Genomic DNA, 16,570 nt, shown 5'->3' with positions numbered 1-16,570 from the left:
CATAATTATGCGTGCAGTACTACAACGGGTTTCAGAGGCCGCTTGCCGGGTCGACGGCAATATTACAGGTGAAATAGCCACCGGTTTTTTGGTTTTATTAGGAATTGAGGATGCCGATACTGAAGCCGACGCGCAATGGCTGGCACAAAAAATAACCGGCATGCGGGTATTTGGCGACGAGAATGGTTTGATGAATAAAGCCCTGGCTGATGTTGGCGGCAATGTTCTGCTCATATCGCAGTTTACGTTGTTTGCCCAAACCAAAAAAGGCAACCGTCCATCGTTTATCCGTGCTGCACGGCCGGACAAAGCCATTCCGCTGTACGAGTACATGATAAACGAACTAAGCAAGCTTACAGGCAGAAAGATAGCCACCGGTATTTTCGGGGCAGATATGAAGATAAGCCTGGTGAATGACGGACCGGTAACCATCATAATGGACACGAAAGAAAAAGATACACACTAAAAAACTTCACAATACTTTATGGAAATCAAGGCCGCTCAGCATCTTGTAGATAACTGGATAAAAACAACAGGGATACGTTACTTTAACGAATTGACCAATACCGCCATTTTAATGGAGGAGGTTGGTGAGGTTGCCCGCATTATGGCAAGGCAGTATGGTGAGCAGAGCTACAAAAAATCGGACACGGAAGTTAACCTGGCCGATGAAATGGCCGACGTACTCTTCGTACTGATTTGTCTGGCAAACCAAACCGGTATTGACCTTACCGAAGCGTTGGAGAAAAACCTGGAGAAGAAAAGTATCCGCGATGCCGACAGGCACAGAAATAATGAGAAACTTAAACCATAAAACATGAAAAGGTTATTATTGATAGCAGCGGCACTAATGATTGTTTTAAGCGCTTGTGAGAATACTGAGCGTGTTAAAACAACTGACATGATTTTGATGCCTCCACCTACAGATCAAAGCCGTCTCGTTCCTGATAAAAAAGTTATCAAAGAAGGTGATATCCGGTTTGAAACAGAAAACATTGACCATACACGAAATACGATCTATAAATCTTTAAAAAAGGTTGGGGGCTTTATTGCCGAAGAAAAGGAATTTAACAGCGATCGTAGCATAAAAGAATACACTATATTAACACAGATACCAGCCAAAAACTTTGAACAGTTTTTATCAGGTATAACCTCAGGCGCAGATCGTATCGATTCGAAAAATATTAAGATAAAGGATGTTACTGCTGACTATATCGACATTTCCACCCGTTTAAATAACCAAAAACTTTTAGAGGCGAGATACCTTGATCTATTAAAAAAGAGCACCAAAATGGCAGATTTACTCGCGGTAGAGGATAAGTTATCTAATATCCGAACCGAGATTGAATCAACGGAAAGTCAATTGAAATATCTTGTAAAACAAATTGAATACAGCTCACTTGAGATTACTATTTATACAAAACAATCTGTTGATAGAAACAGGGTCAGTTTCAGTAATAAGCTAAAAACTGCTATTGCAAGTGGGTGGGATACATTAAACGCAATGTTCTTTGCCATTGTTGCACTGTGGCCTGTATGGATTGTAGCAATAATCTTTATATACTTATCAAGAAAATGGCTGAGACACAGAAAAGCAAAACGAAACAATAGTTAGCCGTAATTTGAACCTTCATCTTGAACGCAGTAAAAATTTCTTGGCGTGCCCGGCTGCTTTGTTTTCAACCGCTGAGGTAGCTGAGTTTTGCGCGGAGTTCGGGGAGTGTTAAAGAGTTGCTGAAGATATTCAGACTTACGAAGTTTTTAAAACTTCGTAAGTCTTATAATGTAGAGTAATCGTAATATATATGGATTTTACTCGTACCTCAATGCCTCTACCGGGTCGAGCTTTGATGCTTTTTTGGCAGGGTAATAACCCGAGAGCAGGCCAATAATTGTACACAGCATTATTGCTACAAACAACCATAGCCATGGCACGGCAAATACGCCGCTGATGTTTACGGCTACGAGGTTGCCTATGCCCATACCTAAAATAATACCGGCAACCCCGCCAATAAGGCATATTACAATAGCTTCGATCAAGAATTGTTTGCGTATTACCGATGGCGTTGCACCTATAGATTTACGCAAGCCTATTTCGCGTGTACGTTCGGTTACGGATACCAGCATAATATTCATGAGGCCGATTGCGGCGCCGATGAGCGTGATGATACTGATGGCAAAGCCTGCCGCGGTGATGCCGCCCATTTGCGAGGCAAGTTCTTTTTGGATAGAATCGCTTCGTGATATTTCGAAATTGTTATCCTGGTTAATATTTAACCCGCGGATGTTACGGAACAGCGAGATCGCCTCCCCTACGCTGGCATCCAGCGCTTCGGGACCGCCAACTATTACAGTAAGTTCGAAGGAAGGATTAGCAGTAGTGGCGATCTGTTTAGCTTTAAGTACCGGGATGAGCGCGGTACGGTCGCCGCTCGATTGTGATCCTGAACCTTTAGAGGCGATAACGCCAATGATCCTGAACCTGTTATTGCCTAAAAAGATGGATTTATTTACCGCGTCGCTATCCTTAAAAAGAGTTTTCTTTATTTCTTCGCCAATAATGGCAACATTATCGCCATGCTCCAGTTCAGATGATGAAAAGTTACGGCCGAAGGATAGCTTGTATCCGCTCGTGATCAGGTAGTTTTCGTTAGTGCCCAATACAGATACATTGGGATTGGTTTTTTTATTGCCGAGCTTACCTACGGCATTACCGGTAACTGATAAATTGATAGAAGTGGATACCGGTAGTTTAAACAATTTCTGAAAACGTTCGGCCTGGTCGTATCGCAGCGGAGGGTTTACCTTCTTTTGTCCGCCCGGGCCAAAGTTGAAATTATCGTTACGGTTACGTATGGTAAAGGAGTTTGCCCCTAAGCCCGCAAAGGTATCGTTAGTATATTGTTTAAGTCCCTCAATAGCGGTAAGTATACCCACCAATGCCATAATACCTATGGCGATAATAAGCGCGGTAAGTGAAGTACGCAGTTTGTTGCCCCCGATAGATTGCAGGGCGATGGATACATTTTCGCGAAGAGTAGTTTTTACCGGCATATTAAAATGAGTGACTCGTATGTGTTTGACTACGTTATGATGTTATTTGTTACAAGCCTGTTTCAAGTAAATTTAGGTGTAAATAAGATTGAAAGTTTTTAAATTGCTTGTCTAAACCAATTATTACCATGAACATCATTAAAACAACCTTGTTGTGCAGCTTTATATTGCTGCTCCAATTAGCAGCTTCGGCACAAGAAAAACGCGAAAAGGCACTAACAGATAGCGGAAATATATTCCATTTTGTTGATATGCGCGATATCAACGGCAACCTTATTAAACCAAACGAGCTTGCCGGTAAAACGGTAATAATGAATTTTTGGTTTATTGGTTGTATTCGAGTTGCCAATGCTTAGCAAAATAGCCGAAGATTATAAGGATGATAAAAACAAGGTGTTTATTGCCGTTTCTTTAGATAAGCCGGCGGAGCTAAAAGAGTTTTTAAAGAAACATCCTTTTGCCTATCGTTTAATAGCTAATGGCCTTCCTTTGGCTAATAGTTATGGCATAGTAACCGAGCCGCTTAATTTGGTGATCAATAAAGAGGGTGTCATCGTTTTTAACAGTTACGGCTATGGTGTAGCATCGGTACCGGGCAGGATAGAGGATGTGCTGAAGACATTGTAATAGCCCACAAAAAAAGCGATGTGTTTTAAAACGCATCGCTTTGGCTTTATATTATTAGCATACTTTTTATACCGAGAACGAAGTACCGCAACCGCAGGTGCTGGCAGCATTAGGGTTGTTAAAGGTAAATCCACGCGCGTTTAAGCCGTCCTGAAAATCAATTTGCATACCAACAAGGTACAGGCCGTGGGCTTTATGCATAAATACTCTTATGCCGTCAATTTCATATTCCTGGTCGCCATCTTTCTTTTGGTCGAAACCAAGAATATAGTTCATGCCAGAGCAACCCCCACCTTCAACACCAACGCGTAAGCCGAAATCATCGCCTATTTCCTGCTGGTCCTTTAATTTAAAAAGTTCTTTTACTGCACCCGGGGTGAAGCTAACCGGAGCGATTTCAACAGCTATACTCATCTTATTTTTAATTAACTACACAAATATAATGTAAAATACGGATTTTTGTTAACACAGGCCTGTTTATGACCGGGGCTTAACATTTCAATCTATGGCAGTATACCCGCTTTTGTTAGATATCTTAAAATACACACTTTCTGGCCTTGGCGTAGTTTACGCGGCCTTTTACCTGGCAAAGCCCTATCTTGATCGTGCCGAGAAAACACAACTGCTTGATTATAAGAAAAGCCTGAACGCGCAAACCCTTCCGCTAAAGCTGCAAGCTTATGAGCGCGTTGTTTTATTTGTGGAGCGGGTTAACCCTGCCAATATGCTTGTCCGCTTAAATAACCCTGCTTATTCAGCAGCCGAACTGCATGGCCTTATTGTAACCGAACTGCGCAACGAGTTTCAGCATAACATTACCCAGCAAATATATGTGAGCAGCCGTGCCTGGAGTTTGGTAAAGCGTGTAAAGGATGATACCTTGAGCATAGCGAATAATGCCATAAAGGCCCTACCCGAAAATGCTACCGGCCTTGATTTGGCCAAAACCATATTGGGGCACCTGAGCCGGTTGGAGGATAACCCTTACGATATTGCGCTAAGCCTCATCCGCAAGGATCTGGAAGACCTGTTTTAAACACCAGCCATGAGCGATAAAAAATTCACCACCACTTCGGGCATCCGTATTGCAGAGGTTTACACCAAGCCTTCAGAGATGAACGAACTGCCGGGTGAGTTTCCGTATACGCGCGGCATCCAAAAAAACATGTACCGCGGTAAACCGTGGACCATGCGCCAGTACGCCGGCTTTTCAACAGCCGAAGAATCAAACAAGCGCTATCATTATCTACTTAGTCAGGGCACTATGGGGCTTTCGGTGGCGTTCGATCTGCCAACACAGATAGGGTATGACAGCGACCATGAACTGGCCGAGGGTGAAGTAGGCAAGGTAGGCGTAGCCATCGACTCCTTAAAGGATATGGAGATCCTCTTCAATGGCATAGAGCTACAGAGCATCACCACCTCCATGACAATTAATGCCACGGCTGCCATTTTGCTGGCTATGTACATTGCGCTGGCCAAAAAACAGGGTGCCGATATTACACAGATCTCGGGTACTATACAAAACGATATATTAAAGGAGTACGCCGCGCGGGGTACCTACATTTACCCTCCCGCGCCATCTATGCGGCTCATTACCGATATTTTTGAATATTGCAGTAAAGAAGTACCTAAATGGAATACCATCTCCATTTCGGGCTACCATATAAGGGAGGCGGGCTCAACTGCCGTACAGGAGCTGGCCTTTACGCTGGCCAATGGTAAAGCTTATTTACAGGCCGCCCTTGATAAGGGGCTTGATATCAATGTATTCGCTAAACGCCTGTCGTTCTTCTTTAATTGCCATAATAACTTCTTTGAAGAAATAGCCAAATTTCGCGCCGCCCGGCGCATGTGGGCGCACATCACCCAAAAATTGGGAGCTACTGATGAAAGTGCCCAAAAACTGCGTTTTCATACCCAAACAGGCGGTTCAACCCTCACGGCGCAGCAACCAATGAACAACATAGTGCGTATAAGCAACCAGGCGCTGGCAGCGGTATTGGGGGGCACACAATCATTACATACCAACGGGTATGATGAAGCTCTTTCGCTGCCTACCGAGGCCGCCGCTAAAATAGCATTACGCACACAGCAGATCATCGCTTTTGAAAGCGGCGTTACCGATACGGTAGACCCGCTGGCAGGCTCGTATTTTGTAGAGGCGCTAACCGACGAGATGGAGAAAGCCGCGCAGGTATATATTGATAAGATAGATGCCATGGGCGGATCGGTAAAGGCTATTGAGCAGGATTATATTCAGCAGGAAATAGCCGCGGCCGCCTACGAATATCAAAACGGCATAGAGAGCGGGGAGCGTGTTTTGGTAGGCGTTAACCGCTTTACGCAGGCCGAAGAATTGCAGCAAAATGTGTTTAGGGTTGATGATGCCATACGCAGGCAGCAGATGGATAAGCTGGTGCTTTTACGGCAGCAGCGCGACAATGCCGGGGTAGAAAAATGCCTGCAAAAATTGAAAATTGCAGCGCAGGGAAATAACAACCTGATGCCATTTATTATGGTGGCGGTAGAGCAATATGCCACGCTTGGCGAAATTGCTGACACACTGCGTTCCGTTTTTGGCGAATACTGACAGGCGGGTTTCTGCCACTGTCAGTATGTGGAAAGTTGTTCACATTTTATTCCGCCTAAAACCAGTATGTTACGATTTTGTTAACACTGACAGGGCTGCCATGGCGCAAGAATTGTGGAGAGAGCCTGCCTTACGGAATGGCAGATATTTGAATAAAAACTGGCTAAAAAGGTTGAATAATAATAACAAAAATTGACTTATAATTGAAAAGGAGTCGATTGCGATTTTTGCTACGAATAGTACGTTTTTGTGATGAATTTGCAGCAAAAAGAGTGTTAAGCTTTCAAAAATTTAATTTTTTAAAAAGTTCAAATTTAATTTTTTAATCAGCTTTTTTTTTGAATATTCGATGTTCCGTAGCAACCCCATAAGAAGTTCTGCTGGGGTTTTGAATATCAATATTTTACTGAAATCTATATATGGAAAAAACTTGTACGAACGTTTGGAATAGCTGTCTTCAGATAATAAAAGACAACATCCCGGCACAAAGCTTTAAAACCTGGTTCGAACCAATTAAAGCTTTACGCATGGAAGGTAGCGTTCTGACGATACAAGTACCCAGCCTTTTTTTCTATGAATGGCTGGAGGAGCATTATGTTGGCTTGTTACGCAAAACCATTAAAAAACAATTAGGCGATGAAGGACGTTTAGAATACAACATTGTTGTAGAGCAATCTTCCTCAAGCAAGCCATATACTACTAATATGCCTTCGAACGGGAATGGAGCTGAATCAAAAAATCAGTCTATGCCGATACCGATTTCAATTAACAAGGATATTAAGAACCCGTTTGTAATACCGGGACTGAAAAAACTGAACGTTGACCCTCAGCTTAACCGTAACTATACCTTCGAAAATTTTGTAGAAGGCGATTGTAACCGTTTAGCGCGTTCGGCCGGTTATGCTGTAGCGGCAAAACCCGGAGGCACCTCTTTTAACCCGCTGATGATATACGGCGGTGTTGGTTTAGGCAAAACCCACCTGGCACATGCCATAGGTAACGAAATAAGGAATACCCTGCCTGATAAACTGGTGCTGTATGTATCGTGCGAGAAATTTACCCAACAGTTTGTTGACGCGCTGAAACATAATAACATTAATGATTTTGTGAATTTTTACCAGGCCATTGATGTACTGATCATGGATGATGTGCACAACTTTGCCGGTAAAGAAAAAACACAGGATTTCTTCTTCCACATCTTTAACCACCTGCATCAATCGGGCAAGCAACTGATCATTACATCAGATAAAGCGCCTAAAGATCTTTCGGGTTTAGAGGAGCGTCTGTTATCGCGATTTAAATGGGGCCTTTCGGCAGATCTGCAGATCCCAGATCTCGAAACCCGTATGGCTATCCTTAAAAATAAGATCTACCAGGATGGTATCGAACTATCAAACGATGTGGTTGAATATGTAGCCCATAATATTGATAACAACGTACGTGAGCTGGAAGGCGCAATGGTATCATTACTGGCGCAATCAACCCTTAACCGTAAGGAGATTGACCTGAACCTGGCTAAGCAAATGCTGAAGAACTTTGTAAAGAACTCTTCAAAAGAAATTTCGATGGAATACATCCAGAGCTTGGTTTGCGAGTATTTTGAAGTGCCGATCGAGATGGTTAAATCACAAACCCGTAAGCGCGAAATTGTACAGGCAAGGCAAATATCAATGTACCTGGCCAAAGCACATACCAAAAGTTCACTAAAGTCAATCGGCACCTTCTTCGGCGGCCGCGATCACTCAACGGTTATCTACGCCTGCCAAACGGTAGAAGATTTAATAGATACCGACAAAAAGTTTAAAGGCTACGTAGCCGATATTCAAAAGAAACTAAAAATGAGTTAAGTTTTTGAGGCGCGGAAGTGCTGATGAACGCGATACTTAAATAATATAACGAGCCCCGCCAAAAGCGGGGCTTTTTTTGTTTAGTTATTTTAAACCATGCATCAAGCCGGTAGTCATACAAAGGCAGGGCAGTTTTGCAAAACTGCCCTGAAAACCTATATTAGCTTAAACTAACCATTTTGTCACATAAATCAACGGTTTCGTCACATTTGCTTTTGCATGCGGTGCCTATCATCTACCTTTCACAAAATAACTTATGAAAATCCTCCCCCGCTTTAACCCGGCTTGTAACAGCTTTTTAATAGCCATGCTTTTTTGCTGTTTTTTCTCTTTAGAAAGCATTGCCCAGCCGGTTAATATAGCCAAGGGAAAACAATTCGCTATAAAAACAACCCAGCTAATAAAACTACGGGACAGCACACGGGTAAACGAAACATTCCTTTTTCGGTCGTTAGGTAAGCAAGCCAACGGTGATTCGGATTTTGAGGTGAAGCTTATTGCCGCCAATAATACTGAAGTAGTGCGGGGCGTAAAGGAGGTTATTAATACTGGTGATATAAAAAATACAGCTTTTAATTCAACATCGGTAATTGAAACAATGACCTTTTTGTATCAGCCGCTGTATATTACTATTAACCCTAAAGGTAAGCTTGTAAAGCTAACAGGTTATGAAGATGTGGTTAAGAGAGCAGCAGCTAAATGGTATTTAGAAAAAGAGGTAGTTACCATGTTTTTGGAGAATGCACCTATCCTGGAAGCCAAATTTCAACGCTTTTTTTTGAATTTGCCTGATAAAAGGATAAGCTACAATACAGAGTGGAAAACGGAATACGCTGCTTTTAAAGTAACAGGTATAAAGGGGGCTTTATTGGAAATAACATCAAGGCGTGATTCTGTACCTACCAATACAATTTTGGGCACTTATTTATTTAATGATGTTACCGGGTTGATTGAAAGGGCAAAGGTAAACACCTATTTTGAAACAGAACAAGGAGGCTTGGCAGAAGATTATACGCAGGAAGTTGACTACAACGCCACCCCGGTAGTAACCGATACGGCCTGGATAAACATGGCTATAAAAATGAGTTCGTGGAGCAAAGCTCTACGTGTTAACGACGAGCCGAAGCAAACAGAACTATTAGCTTATTTTAAGGAGAATGACAGGCGTTTTAAAAACGATGCCTATTATCGTTCCAACAAGCTAAGTATGATACAAAGTCTTGATGGCAAAAATAAAAGTAATACTTATGATAGCTTGTTGTTTAGTACGCCTAATACCTTACTAACTATCTCTACGTATCACTCATATAATAAGCTGTTAAAAATAATGTATAATCCTGCCGGTTCGGTAGATTCTGCTTTAGCGGTAACCCGATTTTTTTATGAAAGTGATCGGTTTAATGATTGGGTGCAGATCGTGTTCTCGCAATATTTTAAACCGTGGGATGAAGCAAGCAACCGCGATTTCTCAAGGAAAAGAGGTTCATCGGAGGAGGAGATCAATAAATCGATGATCGAAATAAAGATAAATCATAAACGCTCACGTCAGCTTTTGCAAATGTACCAGGCGGCTAAGGAGCCTTTGTTAATTCGCAAAAAAACGGAGGCTTTGTATTTATGGGTATTGGCGCAGGAGCAAAAAAACAATCCACAATCGCTTATCAACATAGCCAACAAGCTGGGCAAAATGACAGAGAAGGATATGCTGTTGAATAATGGCGGACGATATAATTTGCTCGTTTATAATCTACTGGTAGATGCCAAAAAAATAAAAGAAGCCAATAACCTGTTACAGGTTACGCTGCAAAAACTTGAGGCAAATACAGCAGACGAAATGAATGGTAACAGGTATGCAGATCAAAACCTTTTGGCATACGCTTATTACTTACAATACCTGGCTGCCAAACCGGCCGATTCGGTAAAGGCGCTTAAATATTTGGCTAAGGCTGCCGCGTACTCACCCAAAACAAAAAGCCAGGAAGATGTCACCAGCTTTTACGACAGAAGTTTTTTCCTGAACGCGAAGGAAAGCTATCGCGATGAGTTTATTCAAAAGCTGTTCGTTATTGGCGATAAAGAACAAGCGCTGGCTATAATTGCCGAACACCTGAATGCTAACCCGCAAAATATTGCCGACGTGCAGGAGCTGTTTACGAAATACGTGCCCGAAAGAAGCTTTAAAGACTTTTTCGCCAAAGGCGTTGTGGGTATTTGGGAGTCTGCCCCCAATTTTAAACTGAAAGATATTGACGGTAAGGAACGTGCTTTAAGCGACTATAAAGACAAATGGCTGGTGCTCGATTTTTGGGGAACATGGTGCAGTCCCTGCCGTGCAGAAATGCCGCTTGTGAATGAGTTCAACAACCAGGTAGTAGGCGGAGAACTTGCCGGGGTAAACTTTATGAGCATTTCCTGTTACGATACCGAGGAAAAGATCAAATCGTTCTTAACAGAAAATAAATACAGCATCCCGGTGTTGGTGTCGGATAATGTGGTACAGCGTAATTATAAAATAACAGGCTATCCATCCAAAATATTGATATCGCCGGATGGCCGGATGCTGCCTGTAAAACACGGTACCGACTGGCGTGCGGTTATTAAAACATTCAGCCAGTTATATGCCGCAAATTGATGTAACAAAATGAGCCCGTTTTAGTCTTATTTTAAACAAGTTAAACCTTCACAAAACATACCCGAATGAGCAATACTTCTACCGGTCTTAAAGCGAGTTACAAATGCCTTATTGCGCTATTGCTGTGCGGCATTTTTATGCCCGGCGTTTTCGCCCAATCTGTTAATGTGCCCAAAGGCAAGCAGTTTACTATGAAAGTAACCACGGGGCTTTATGGCGGCGGCCTGGAAGATGCCTCGGAGGCATATCTTTTCAAATCATTAGGGAAAAACAGCAGCGGCGAGGCCGAATTTGAAGTAAAACTAATTGGAGCGGCTAATTCGGGCGTGGTTTATTATGTAGAGAAAAGAAAGGCTAAAGAAGTACCTGTTGAATATTTAAATACCAGCCGTTTGCGCAAATCGGCACTCGGTGGTAATGCCTTGTATTATATGGCATTGCTTAACAAACCCGTAATTGTTGCCATTAACGGCAAAAACGAGGTTACAAAAGTAAGCGGCGCGGTCGAGGCACTTAAAGAACAGTTTACGAAATGGCAGATAGAGCCCGACCTTACCGCATGGGATATGGGTAAAGTAGCGAACTATAAACAAACCATACAACACCTGTTTTTGCAACTACCCGACAAGCGCATCAGCTATGATTCGGGTTGGGAAAACCAAAAGTTAAATGCCAGTTATAAAGTTACAGGTATAAAAGGTGCCCTGCTTGAAATTACTGCCGTGCCTGTTAAAGCCGGGGAGCTTAACGCGCACGAAGGCAGCTATAGCTACAACGAAGTTTTCGGCCTGATTGAAAAGCAGCAGACCAAAACTATCCGTGTGTTAAAAAGTGATGAAACCTCGTTCATTGGCGAAACATACCGGCAGGAGATTGAATACAGCGCCACCAAGCCTGTTTTAGATACCGCCTGGATAAACATGGCGGCTATGATGAGTCAATCGAGCAATGTGTTTAACACCGCCGGCGAAGTAGATGGCAAAAAGCTGCTCCCCTACATCAAACAAAATAATGCCCGGTTCAAAGACGATCCCTACTACGAACTCGCCAAACTACGATTGGTAGGGAAAATTAAAGGCGGTAACGGCAACGATAGTTTGCTGCTGCGCATCCCCAATCACCTTATAGCCAACTCTACCTCTAACATGTTTAACAAGCTTGGCCGGGTGTTGCATGTCTCTGCCGATTCGGCTTATGCTTTAAGCAAGTATTTCTATAACTCTTATTCGTTTACCGATTGGGTAAATAACAGTTACGCGCAAGAGCTGAAAGATGACGGCCGCAATGCCAATGTTACCGCGTTATTAGACCTGTACCACACCGCGAAGGAACCGCTCATCCGTAAAAAAACAGAGGGCTTGTACCTGTGGGTTACGGCCAGGCAACAACAAAATGATTTGAAGGCGTTAAAAAACACATCGGCAGCCTTTAAGCAAATGAGCGTAGCCGATATGAACCTTAGTTACGGCGGGCGTTATGCTTTAATGGTTTATAAAATGCTGCACGATGCAAAACAAAGCCGCGAAGCCAATAGCCTGTTACAAAATACCATCCATAAATTGGCGCAGGCCACCGCCGATACCCTGAACGTTGACCGCTACCAGGCACAAAACATGCTGGCTTATGCTTATTATTTGCAATATGAAGATGCAAAAACGGCCGATTCGGTAAAGGCGTTGAGTTATTTGTCGCTTGCTGCTAAATACTCGCCTGCAAACAACAGGGAAAAAGCGCACGAAAGCTTTTACGACAGGGTGTTCCTCGAATCGAAAGAAAGTTACCGGCAGGAATTTATAGAAAAGCTTTTTAACAGTGGCAACCAGCAGCAGGCGCTTGAGATCTTCGCGGCGCACATCAGTTCTGAACCGCAGAATATTGATGAGATGCAAAAGGTATATGCCGAGCATTTTCCCGATAAAAAGTTTAAGGATTTTTTTGTGAACAGTATTATGCCGGGCTGGCAAACCGCTCCTGCTTTTAAACTGAAAGGAATTGATGGTAAAGAGCGCTCATTAAGCGACTATAAGAACAAATGGCTGGTGCTTGACTTTTGGGGAACCTGGTGCGGACCATGCCGCGCAGAAATGCCCCATGTGAACGAGTTTAACGATCAGGTTGTAAAAGGCGAATACCCGGGTATTGATTTTATGAGCATCGCCTGCTACGATACCGAAATTAAGGTGAAAACATTTTTGGCTGATAATAAATATGGCATACCCGTGCTGATGTCTGACAATAAGGTGGAGCAGCTTTACAAACCGGATGGGTATCCTGCCAAAATATTGATATCGCCGGATGGCCGCATGCTGCCTGTAAAGTTTGGCGCCGACTGGCTGGGCATCATTAAAAAGTTTAGCGCGTTGTATGCAGCCAACTAATTTGATAAGAGCATGAAATATAAAACCCTGAATATATTACCATAAACATACTATGAAAAAAATCACAACCTTATTATTATCACTTTTCATCGGCTCAGCGGGCGTATACGCCCAGCAACCGGCGACAGTTAAAGGCCAGCGGTTTGAAATTACCACACGCACCGTTAGCAGGGCCGAAAACAAAGTAGACAATGAAAATATATACCAGTTTCGCCTGCTATCAAAACAGGGCGGCAACAGTATATACGAGTGTAAGCTGGTTAAAGTAAAGATGCGGGAGAACGGCCAGGGATCGTATGGCGCGAGCATTATCCTGAATACCGACAGTATCCGTAAGATGACCTATAACACTTCGGGGATATTTATGCCATTGGCTATTTTGCAGCAGCCTTTAAAGGTAACTATTGCCGCCAACGGTAAGCTGGTAAGTATTGAAGGTGTTACCGAAGCCATCAATAAAGCCGCTGCCGCCTGGGGTTTAGGTGACGAGATGAAACAGCAATTGCTGAACAATAGTGCAGGAGGCTATCCGGCTAATGAAATAAGGCCGCTGTTTTTGCAGCTTCCTGATAAAAAGATAAGCTACGGCGTGGCGTGGAAAACTACCGACCCGGTTTGGAATTATAAGGTAACCGGTATTAAAGGAGCCTTGCTCAGCGTATCATCATCAAACGAAATAGAGGATGGTAAAACCATTGCAGGCATAAACGGCAATTACACCTACAATGATGTAACCGGCTTAATTGAGCAGGGCGAAGTGATCAGCAAGTATACCGTAAACCCTGATGCTCCAAAGCCGATCAATATAGATGCCGTTTTTACCCAAAACGTACGTTACAATGTAAACGAGTATAAGCTGGATACTGCCTGGCTTAATATGGCCATTGTTACCAGTTTTTGGAGCAACGGGCTCAAAAAAGGCGCGGAGTATGATTCGGCCAAAGTATACGGATATTTTAAAGCGCACGATGCCTTGTATAAAAATGATCCCTACTATAGGGTTACAAAAATTGGTTTAATACAGCAGTTCCGGTCCGACAAGGCATATCAGGCTTATGACAGCATGCTTGTTGAAACGCCCAACCATTTCCTTAAGGGCAACAGCAGCCACCTGCATAACAAAATTGGCAGTGTGCTTAACCTGGGTGCCGATTCATCGTACGAGGTAAGTAAGTATATGTACAAGGAACAATCTTTTCACGATTGGATCCAGGATTCCTTCGCGCAGGATTTTATTGATCGCGATGTGCCTATCGCAAATGACGAAGGTTACCGCAAAGCCATGCTGGAACGTGGCTGGAAAAATGAGGACATTACCAAATTACTGAATAAGTTAAGCCGTCAGCTGGCTAACGCTAATGATCTGATCAAACTGTTTCATACTTCCAAAATTCCGGAGATCCGCCAAAAAACAGAAGCCCTGTACCTTTGGGTGAATGCCAAACAGCAAAAGAAAGACCCGGCGGTATTGATCAAAACAGCCAACGAATTTAAAAAAATGAGCGACCTGTACCTTAAACAAGGGAATGGCAACCGTTACGCGCTCATTGTTTATAATATGCTGATAGATGCCCAAAAGCCAAAAGATGCGGAAGCATTGCTGGCAAAAACCATTGCTTCGCTGGAGAAATTCACAGCTGATACATTGAACACCAATCGCTTTGCCGATAAGAACATGCTGGCCTACGCTTATTACAGGCAATACCAGGCCGCCAAACCTGCCGACTCGGTAAAGGCATTGCAATACCTGTCTAAAGCGGCGCAGTATTCACCTAAAAACAACAAGGAAAAAGCGTACAGCAGTTTCTATGATCGTGTATTTCTGGCAGATGCAAAGGAAACCTACCGGGAAGTATTTATGGAGAAACTATTCAAAAATGATAATACCACTGAGGCGCTGAATATTTTTGTCGAGCATATTAATGTTAACCCCGAGCAGATAGATGAGATGGAAAAGGTCTACCACACCTATTTCCCGAAGGAAAACTTTAAGAAATTTTTTGCTGATAAGATTGTAACGAATTGGGAGGTTGCCCCGTCATTTATATTAAAGGGGCTGGATGGCAAAGACCATAACCTGGCCGATTACAAAAACAAATGGCTGGTGCTCGATTTTTGGGGAACCTGGTGCGGCCCGTGCCGTGCCGAAATGCCGCGATTAAATGAGTTTAACAAGGAGATTGCCGCAGGCAAACATAATGGTATCGCCTTTTTAAGCATCGCTTGTAATGATAGCGAAGACAAGGTAAAATCGTATATTAATTTTAATAAATTTGAAATACCGGTAGTAATGTCAGATGCCGAAGTACAAAAGCAATACAAAATACGCGGGTATCCTTCAAAAATACTGGTATCGCCCGATGGTAAAATGCTCTCGGTAAATTTCGGTGCCGAATGGGATACAGTGGTAACTAAATTTAACCAACTATATACAGCAGCAAACTGATCATGAAAAAACTATTGTTTACCACCTTTATTATTTGTCTGGCAGCAAAGGCTTTTTGCCAGCAGGCCGAAACCGACGCGGTTAAGGCAACCATCAACACCATGTTTGATGCCATGCGCAAGGGCGACAGCGTTATGCTGAACAAAACCTTTCATAAAAGTATGGTGCTGCAAAGTGTGGCTAATAAAAAGGATGGTACAGTAGCGTTGATTACCGAAAAGCCTGAAGAATTTGCCAAAGCTGTAGGTACGCCGCACAAAGAGGTTTGGGACGAGCGCATTACCTACGGCGCTATAAAGATTGACGGCGCCCTCGCCAGTGTTTGGACACCGTATAAGTTTTACGTCGATGATAAATTCAGCCATTGCGGCGTTAACTTTTTCCAGCTGATGAAAACCGAAACCGGCTGGAAGATCATCTACATTGTAGATACCCGCCGCAAGGATAATTGCCCGGAGTAATTAGAAATTAATAGTAAGGCCGGGTTGCTTTAACTGAAGCTGCCCGGCTATTGACGGCTGTTGCTGGTATTTGCCATCAGTTAACAGGTAATGCCAAGTTTCTTTGGTATCGGCATCAACAATAATATATTCGGGGATACCATTGCGTTGATACAGCTCGAATTTTTGCTGTTTATCGTAGTTTTTGTTAGATGACAATATCTCAAGTACCATATCAGGTGCACCATAAATGCCTTTCCTTTTTACTATCGAAGCATTTTCTGTCCTGATAAATACAATATCCGGCTGTACTACATTCTGCTCATCATCCAAATAAACATCACAGGGGGCAATAAAAGCTTCCCCGGTTTTATTCGTTTTGTTAAGCATGCGGATTTCCGCAAAAATATCTCCTAATATTCTTTGGTGATCAGTTGTAGGTGACGGCGACATGTATAATACATTATCAATTACTTCACACAAAGTTCCCTCGGGAAGCATATTGAATACTTCCATTGCAGTGCGAGGTATGTCTAAAATGTGTTTCATCTTA

General features: G+C 43.0%; 15 protein-coding genes. 12 read left to right on the top strand and 3 right to left on the bottom strand.

Features of this window, described 5'->3' with window-relative positions; genetic code table 11:
• Positions 1-7 precede the first annotated feature (7 nt).
• From dtd to AC07NA_RS11425, 3 genes are read left to right on the top strand one after another with little or no spacing between them, the layout of a single operon-like run.
• Positions 8-466: a D-aminoacyl-tRNA deacylase gene (gene dtd / locus AC07NA_RS11435; RefSeq protein ID WP_494897697.1), complete on the top strand. Its 459-nt coding sequence runs from the start codon at positions 8-10 to the stop codon at positions 464-466.
• A gap of 18 nt (positions 467-484) precedes the next feature.
• Positions 485-814 (top strand): nucleotide pyrophosphohydrolase, encoded by a 330-nt coding sequence (locus AC07NA_RS11430; protein WP_494897696.1) that lies wholly within the window; start codon positions 485-487, stop codon positions 812-814.
• 3 nt (positions 815-817) lie between these two features.
• A complete protein-coding gene (locus tag AC07NA_RS11425) occupies positions 818-1,615 on the top strand; it encodes a DUF4349 domain-containing protein (RefSeq protein ID WP_494897695.1) in 798 nt (265 codons plus the stop codon).
• A 197-nt stretch (positions 1,616-1,812) separates the two neighbouring features.
• Here AC07NA_RS11425 and AC07NA_RS11420 read toward each other — a convergent pair whose 3' ends face one another.
• Complete coding sequence (locus AC07NA_RS11420) at positions 1,813-3,054, bottom strand: ABC transporter permease (RefSeq protein ID WP_494897694.1); 1,242 nt, start codon at positions 3,052-3,054, stop codon at positions 1,813-1,815.
• Between the two features lie 128 nt (positions 3,055-3,182).
• Here AC07NA_RS11420 and AC07NA_RS11415 point away from each other — a divergent pair, with 128 nt between their 5' ends.
• Positions 3,183-3,410 (top strand): hypothetical protein, encoded by a 228-nt coding sequence (locus AC07NA_RS11415; RefSeq protein ID WP_494897693.1) that lies wholly within the window; start codon positions 3,183-3,185, stop codon positions 3,408-3,410.
• Positions 3,403-3,681, top strand: coding sequence for a peroxiredoxin family protein (locus AC07NA_RS11410; RefSeq protein WP_494897692.1), 279 nt, complete (start codon positions 3,403-3,405; stop codon positions 3,679-3,681). The genes AC07NA_RS11415 and AC07NA_RS11410 overlap by 8 nt, the downstream gene beginning before the upstream one ends.
• Positions 3,682-3,747: 66 nt before the next feature.
• Here AC07NA_RS11410 and AC07NA_RS11405 read toward each other — a convergent pair whose 3' ends face one another.
• Positions 3,748-4,095 carry a HesB/IscA family protein gene (locus tag AC07NA_RS11405; protein ID WP_345213753.1) on the bottom strand — a complete coding sequence of 116 codons (348 nt, stop codon included), beginning with the start codon at positions 4,093-4,095 and terminating at the stop codon, positions 3,748-3,750.
• A gap of 91 nt (positions 4,096-4,186) precedes the next feature.
• Between AC07NA_RS11405 and AC07NA_RS11400 the strand changes: the two genes are divergently transcribed.
• From AC07NA_RS11400 to AC07NA_RS11370, 7 genes are all read left to right on the top strand, one after another.
• Positions 4,187-4,717: a DUF7935 family protein gene (locus tag AC07NA_RS11400; protein ID WP_494897691.1), complete on the top strand. Its 531-nt coding sequence runs from the start codon at positions 4,187-4,189 to the stop codon at positions 4,715-4,717.
• Positions 4,718-4,726: 9 nt separating this feature from the next.
• Complete coding sequence (locus tag AC07NA_RS11395; protein WP_494897690.1) at positions 4,727-6,274, top strand: acyl-CoA mutase large subunit family protein; 1,548 nt, start codon at positions 4,727-4,729, stop codon at positions 6,272-6,274.
• A 419-nt stretch (positions 6,275-6,693) separates the two neighbouring features.
• Positions 6,694-8,121 carry a chromosomal replication initiator protein DnaA gene (gene dnaA / locus AC07NA_RS11390; RefSeq protein WP_345213756.1) on the top strand — a complete coding sequence of 476 codons (1,428 nt, stop codon included), beginning with the start codon at positions 6,694-6,696 and terminating at the stop codon, positions 8,119-8,121.
• Between the two features lie 256 nt (positions 8,122-8,377).
• Positions 8,378-10,753, top strand: coding sequence for a TlpA family protein disulfide reductase (locus AC07NA_RS11385; RefSeq protein WP_494897689.1), 2,376 nt, complete (start codon positions 8,378-8,380; stop codon positions 10,751-10,753).
• Between the two features lie 65 nt (positions 10,754-10,818).
• Entirely contained in the window at positions 10,819-13,131 is a 2,313-nt protein-coding gene (locus AC07NA_RS11380; RefSeq protein WP_494897688.1) for a TlpA family protein disulfide reductase, read from the top strand.
• A 52-nt stretch (positions 13,132-13,183) separates the two neighbouring features.
• Complete coding sequence (locus AC07NA_RS11375; RefSeq protein ID WP_494897687.1) at positions 13,184-15,577, top strand: DUF6263 family protein; 2,394 nt, start codon at positions 13,184-13,186, stop codon at positions 15,575-15,577.
• A 2-nt stretch (positions 15,578-15,579) separates the two neighbouring features.
• On the top strand, positions 15,580-16,038 hold the full coding sequence (locus tag AC07NA_RS11370; RefSeq protein WP_494897685.1) for a nuclear transport factor 2 family protein: 459 nt from the start codon (positions 15,580-15,582) through the stop codon (positions 16,036-16,038).
• Here the strand turns inward: AC07NA_RS11370 and AC07NA_RS11365 are convergent, their stop codons facing one another.
• On the bottom strand, positions 16,039-16,566 hold the full coding sequence (locus AC07NA_RS11365; RefSeq protein ID WP_494897684.1) for a Uma2 family endonuclease: 528 nt from the start codon (positions 16,564-16,566) through the stop codon (positions 16,039-16,041).
• Positions 16,567-16,570 lie beyond the last annotated feature (4 nt).

This window comes from Mucilaginibacter sp. GW821-FHT07G05, assembly GCF_059418565.1.
This window is presented reverse-complemented; position numbering and strand designations above follow the sequence as displayed.